Origin of the sequence: Rhodococcus sp. (in: high G+C Gram-positive bacteria) (assembly GCF_049591685.1) — a bacterium.
In the GTDB taxonomy this organism is placed as follows: Bacteria; Actinomycetota; Actinomycetes; order Mycobacteriales; family Mycobacteriaceae; genus Rhodococcoides.
On sequence record NZ_JBAWFH010000548.1, the window covers coordinates 1 to 6,922 of the forward strand.

The 6,922-nt window shown below is 65.6% G+C and carries 1 protein-coding gene and 1 pseudogene; both read right to left on the bottom strand.

The window, feature by feature from the left end; genetic code table 11:
- Window positions 1-1,132: AMP-binding protein (locus WBQ44_RS22415; RefSeq protein ID WP_495568862.1), on the bottom strand; the 1,132-nt coding region annotated here is incomplete at its 3' end.
- 76 nt (window positions 1,133-1,208) lie between these two features.
- A pseudogene (locus tag WBQ44_RS22420) lies at window positions 1,209-6,908 on the bottom strand (amino acid adenylation domain-containing protein); the annotation flags it as partial.
- Between the last annotated feature and the right edge of the window lie 14 nt (window positions 6,909-6,922).

Here is a 6,922-nt window from a genome sequence, read left to right on the forward strand (position 1 = left end):
GGCTCGGAATGACCATGGCAACAGCCGAATCGAACTGACCGAGGAACACCGCGAGCATGGACGGCACGAAGTGCGCTGTGGTGACTCCATGAGACACCACAGCATCGGCGATGTACGCCGGATCACGATGACCGTCGGGTGCGGCGATGGCCAGCGTTGCTCCGGCCTGCAACGGCCAGAAGAACTCCCATACCGACACGTCGAACGTGAAGGGGGTTTTCTGCAGCACGACATCTTCCGCGGTGAGCGGGTAGTCGCGTTGACGCCAGTCGAGATTGGCGACGATGGCCTCGTGCGACACCGCAACACCTTTGGGCCGACCGGTGGATCCGGAGGTGAAGATCACGTAGGCGGTGTTCGCCGGCCGCAAGAGATGCGCATGCTCGTCGACAGCGATGGGCTCCGACGAGTACCCGGACACATCCTCGGAGTCGACGTGAAGAACCTGGGTGCCGCTCGGCAGCGGTGTCTTCTCCGCCTCGGTGGTGAGGACGAGCAACGGCCTCGCGATGTCCAGCACGTACGAGATGCGATCGGCGGGATGATCGGGGTCCAGTGGCACGTATGCGCCGCCCGCCGCGGCGATGGCATACATCGCCACCAGCATCTCGACCGAGCGGGACATCGACAACCCGACGCGAACCTCGGGACCGACACCCGACTCGATCAGTCGACGCGCCAGCCGGTTGACCCGGGCGTCGAACTCGGCGTAGGTCAGCGTGTGCTCTTCGTATCGCAGTGCGACCGCCTCGGGGCTGCGCTCCACCTGCGCCCGAAAACGCGCGGGCAAAGTGTCGAACGAGGAAACAGGCGTCGGCACCGCGGCTTCACCCAGAAGTTCGCGGGCGTCTGCCACCACTTCGGCGACGATCGACTCGAGCCCGCCCTCGGCCGACTCGGCGGCGCCCGGTACGAGCGTGGACAGCGCGAGCGGCACCAGAGCGTCGGCTCCGAGAACCCCGCCCATCGCGGTGTCCAGATTGGTCAACTCTCGGTGGATGTCTCCGTAGGACACCGCTGCGTCACCGAAGATGAGAGCTGTCCTGTCGGCATCGGTGTTGCTGACTCGGGCGACGAGCCCCGGTAGATCGTCGATCGCTGTCGAATGCGAACCGGACCCACCAAAGCTCATCTACTCTTCCTCCCGCTCACCGCACCGAAAATTGCTGCTCGTTCGATTATCCCTGCCGTCACCGACACCCGAGACGTCACCCTGCTTCGGATCGGTCCCCGGTGACCTTGTCGGCCACCTCGATCATCGAGGCCACCGCGGCCGCGTACCCTTGCGCACCCAGCGCAGGCAAGATGCCCGGAACGAGCTGCGACAGCGCCACGGTGATCAACGCTTCGGGCTTGAGCGTGGCGCCCATGGCCTTCGACACCGCATCGAGTTTCGCGCCCAACTGTTCGAAGGTGATGTCGGTGCCATCGTGGCTCAGCACAACCACCGACGGCGCCACCGACGCCGCATGCGACACCAGCGAGGGCAGATCGTCGACCGTCTTCGCCCTGCGCTTCGGCGCGAACGCAGCTCGCTCGGCTTCGGACAGGATGTCGATCGAGCGCAGTGTCACGGACGGATCCTGGGTGATCGCATCGAGGATGCGGAGCAGTCGATCGGCGAATTTCTCCACGGTCGACCGCGTGAAAATCGACGTGGCGTAGTTGAACAGCGCTTTGACATCCTGCAGAGCCCCGGACTCGTCGAACTGCTCGATTGCCGTGAGCTGCAGATCGAACTTCGCCTGATCCTCGTCGGCTGCCAGCGTCGACACCTCGAGGCCGGGCAACGCGAAGGTGCCGCTGACCGCGTTCTGGAACGTCAACATGACCTGGAACAGCGGCGAGTACGCACTCGACCGAGTACGACCCATCTGTTCCACGAGACGTTCGAACGGCACGTCCGCGTGACCGAAGGCGCCGAGGTCGGTGTCCTTGGTCCGCGCCAGCAGGTCGGCGTACGTGATGCCGCCTTCGACGCGGGTGCGCAACACGAGGGTGTTGACGAACATTCCGACCAGATCGTCGAGCGCTTGCTCGCCGCGGCCCGCGGTGGGCGTACCGATGGCGATGTCGTCGGTACCGCTGAGCCGAGCGAGCAGAATTGCGAGCGCACTGTGCACGACCATGAAGACGGTCGCGTTGTGCTCGCGCGCTGTCTTCTCTATCCGTTGCGCGAGCTCCGAGCCGAATTCGAACTCGTACGCCTCGCCGATCGTCGACTGGCGCGGTGGCCGTGGATGGTCCGTCGGCAGGGGCAACAGGTCGGGAAGACCGGCCAGTTCGCGGTTCCAGTACGCCAACTGTGACGCCAAGGCACTGTTCGAATCGTCCTCGCTGCCGAGAACTTCGCGCTGCCAGAGCGTGAAGTCCGCGTACTGGACCGGCAGCGGCTTCCACTGCGGGGCGTCACCTGCTGCCCGTGAGGTGTAGGCCAGCATGACGTCACGGATCAGCGGCCGCATGGAGAAGCCGTCGGCCGTGATGTGGTGCGCAACTAGGGCGAACACGTGATCGTTCTCGCCCAGCGCGAACAACGCCGCGCGAACCGGAACGTCCGTTGTCACGTCGAACCCGTGTCCGAACAGCTCTCCGACGTGGCCGAACACCTCTTCTTCGGTCACTGTGATCGGCGCGAGATCAGGCATGGCGTCGGCCACCGAACCGATGACCTGAACGGGGCCTTCCTGGCTGTCGGGGTACTTGGTACGCAGCACCTCGTGGCGGTCGATCACATCGGCCATCGCTGCGGCGAACGCGGCGACGTCGAGGGCACCCGTGAACCGCACCGCGGCCGGGATGTTGTAGGCCGCCGACGTCGGATCCACCTGGTTGATGGTCCACATCCGCTGCTGTGCGAGGGACAGGGGCACAGAGGCAGGGCGTTCTCGTGCAACGAGGGGCACCTGAGCGCCGCCGCCGACGAGCGGTCCGACCCGCGCTGCCAGTGTGGACACCGTCGACGCCTCGAAGATTGTCCGCACCGGAATGCGCGTGTCCAGAGCAGCCCCCAACCGCGCAACCACCTGCGTCGCGATCAGCGAGTTACCGCCGAGCGAGAAGAAGTCGTCGTCCAATCCGACGCGATCGAGACCGAGCACCTCCGCCAGTGTTCTCGCAACGACTTCCTCGACCGGGTTCGTCGGGGCACGGAATTCGCCGACGACCGTTTCCGGCTCGGGCAGCGCCTTGCGATCGAGCTTGCCGTTGGTGTTCAGCGGCAGAGCATCGAGCACGACGAACACAGACGGAACCATGTACGACGGCAGCGTCTGTGCCAGGGCGGCCTCGATCGCCACCGTGTTCATGACCTCGCTGGGCGCTACGGACGGCACGACGTATGCCACGAGCCGGTCGCCGGTGCGGCCGTCGTTGTGCACGGTGACGGCGGCGTCGCGCACCGATCCCTGAGCTCGCAGCGCCGACTCGATCTCGCCGAGTTCGATGCGGTAGCCGCGGACCTTGACCTGGAAGTCGGCGCGCTCGACGTACTCGAGCTCACCGGACGACGTCCACCGAACGATGTCACCGGTGCGGTACATGCGGGTGCCGACACCGAACACATCGGCCACGAAACGGTCCGCGCTCAGGTCCGGACGGCCGTGGTAACCGCGAGCCAACTGGGCGCCCGCGAGATAGAGCTCACCGCTGACTCCGACCGGAACCGGCTGCAGCCGCGAGTCGAGGACCAAGACCGTGCTGTTCCACTCGGGTCGACCGATCGGAACCACCGAGGCATCTTCTGGCACCACCCTGTGGGAGGTGATGGACACGGCGGCTTCCGTTGGCCCGTACAGGTTGAACAACTCTGCTGTGTTGTTCTCGAGGAACGACTGTGCCGTGGCAGCCGGGAGCGCCTCGCCGATGGCGAGCACTCGGCGAAGCGATTGCGGCAACGAGCCGCCCGAGACCGTGGTCAACATCGACAGCATCGACGGAACGACGTGCAGCGTCGTTACCCGCTGATCTCGCAAAAGCCCCAGCAGGTAGTCGGGATCACGGTGTCCGTCCGGGGTGGCGATGACGACGGATGCTCCGACGGTCAACGCGGACCAGAACTCCCACACCGACAGATCGAACGTGGCAACGGTCTTCAGCAGAACCGAATCCGACGAGTCCATACCGAATGCTGCGTGCTTCCACAGCAATTGGTTGACGATGGCGCCGTGCGGCACGGCGACACCCTTCGGCTTGCCCGTCGACCCCGAGGTGAAGATGACGTAGGCGGTGTCGGTGCTGCGCAGCGGCGAGCGTCGCTCGTCCTGCTCGATCGGCGCCGCGTTGTCGTTTGCGCGTTCCAGATCGGCGAGATCGACCGATCCCGGGACGTCGACACCGTCGGCGGCTGTGGTGACGACGCAGACCGGCTCGGCGATCGCAAGGATGTACTCGGTGCGATCGGCGGGCTGGTCCGGGTCGATCGGCACGTAGGCGCCGCCGGCCTTGGCAATGGCGTACATGCCGACGAGTAGATCGACGGACCGTCGGATCGCGAGACCCACCAGGGACTCCGGTCCGACCCCGCGGTCGATGAGCGACCGGGCGACGCGGTTGACCCGAGCGTCGAACTTCGCGTAAGAGATCGAGTCACCCTCGTACACGAGCGCAGTTCTGTCGGGACCCGTCCGTACCTGCTCGTCGAACAGGTCGACGAGCGTGAGCGATCCGTCGGTCTCGTGTTTCGTGTCGTTCCAGCCGGTGATCAGCTCACCACGTTCGACGGCGTCGAGAATCTCGATGTCACCGACCGCGACCGCCGGATTCACAACGACCGATTCGAGGACCCGAACGAAGCGCTCGACGATGGCTTCCACGGTGGACCTCTCGAAAAGGTCCGTCGCAAATGTCATGAGAGCTTCGAACCCTGCCGGCGCTCCGGTGTCGTCGTAGTGGTCGGCGAGGATGAGGTGCAGATCGAACTGCGAGGTACCCGAATCCGCGTCGACTGCCGAGACCGTCAGATCTCCGAGTTCGAGCGACGACCGTGCAACGTTTTGGAACGAGAACCCGACCTGGAACAGCGGGTGCCGCGCCGTCGAGCGAGCAGGGTTGAGGACCTCGACGAGTCGTTCGAACGGCACGTCCGCATTGGCGAACGCCTGCAGGTCGGTCTCGCGGGTACGACCCAGCAGGTCGGTGAAGCTCTGTCCACCGTCCACGTCGAGGCGGAACACGAGTGTGTTGACGAACATGCCGACGAGGTTGTCGAGCACTGCCTCGCCGCGACCGGCGATCGGGGTTCCCAGAGCGATGTCCGTCGTGCCGGACAGACGCGCGAGCAGAACCGAGAACGCGGCGTGCACCGCCATGAACACGGTGGCGTTGTGAGTGCGAGCCAATTCCTGAAGTGCGGCATGGGTTTGCGCCGACACCGCGAACTGAACTCGGTCTCCGCGGAAACTCTGGTCGGCGGGCCGTGGCTTGTCGATGGGCAACGCCAACTGATCCGGAAGGTCTGCCAGAGCGGACTTCCAGTAGTCGAGCTGCTTCGCGCCGACCGATGTCGGATCGTCCTCACGTCCGAGAACGTCGCGCTGCCACAGCGCGTAGTCGGCGTACTGCACGGGCAGTGGGACCCACCCCGGCTGGGTACCCGCGACTCGGGCCGCGTAGGCCGTCATGAGATCGGTCGTCATCGGCACCATCGACGAACCATCGGCCGATATGTGGTGAACCACCATCGCGACCACGTACTCGCCGGCACTCACCCGATACAGGGCCACCCGTACAGGCACCTCGGCGGTGACGTCGAAGCGGGTCGCGGCGAGCGCCATCACCCGCTCGGTGACGGAATCGGCGTCGGTGTCCTCCACAACCAAGCGCACACCTGCACGCTCGGACGAAAGGACCTGCTGCACCGGACCCGATTCGGTATCCGGGTACACCGTCCGCAGCGTCTCGTGCCGTGCGACGAGGTCGCCGATGGCCGAAGCGAAGGCGTCCTCGTCCAAGCGGCCGGTCAGCCGCAGCGCCATCGGAATGTTGTACGCCGTCGACGCGCTGTCGAACCTGTTGAGGAACCACATGCGCTGCTGAGCGAGGGACAGCGGCACGTTCCGCGGCCGCTCCCGGGCAACGAGTTCCTTCCGGCCGGCGCCGACCGCGGATTCGACCCGCGCAGCCAGGTCTCCCACGGTCGATGCCTCGAACAGCAGGCGGACGGGTACCGATGCGTCGAGCGCACTGCCCAACCTCGACACCACCTGGGTGGCGATCAGCGAGTTGCCGCCGAGCGCGAAGAAGTCGTCGTCCACACCGATTCGGGCGACCCCGAGGACGTCGGCGAAGACCCCGGCGACGATCTCCTCGATCGGGGTCGTCGGTGCACGGAATTCCACGGCCGCAGTTGCCGGCTCGGGCAACGCCTTTCGGTCCAGCTTGCCGTTGATCGTCAACGGGATCTCGTCCATCGGCACGAACGCCGACGGGACCATGTACTCGGGCACCAACTCGGCCACCCCGGCTCGGACCGCGTCCACATCCGACGCACCCACCACCACATACGCCACCAAACGCTGAGCGCCGGGTGAATCCTCACGCACGATCACCGCAGCCGCGGTGACGCCGTTCTGCGCGGACACAGCGGCCTCGATCTCCCCGAGCTCGATGCGGAAACCGCGAACCTTGACCTGATCGTCGGCACGACCGAGATACACCAATTCCCCAGCATCCGAACCGCCTGCGGCCGAACCGCTTTCGACCCAGCGAGCGACGTCGCCGGTGCGATAAAGCCTCCCCGCACCGAACGGATTCGCCACGAACCGCACCGCCGACAGATCGGCGCGGCCGAGATATCCACGCGCCAACTGACCGCCCGAGACATACAGCTCACCTGCCACACCCACCGGAACGGGCGCCAACCTCGAATCCAGAACATAGACCCCGAGCCCGGAAATAGGGGCACCGATCACCGACGCCGACC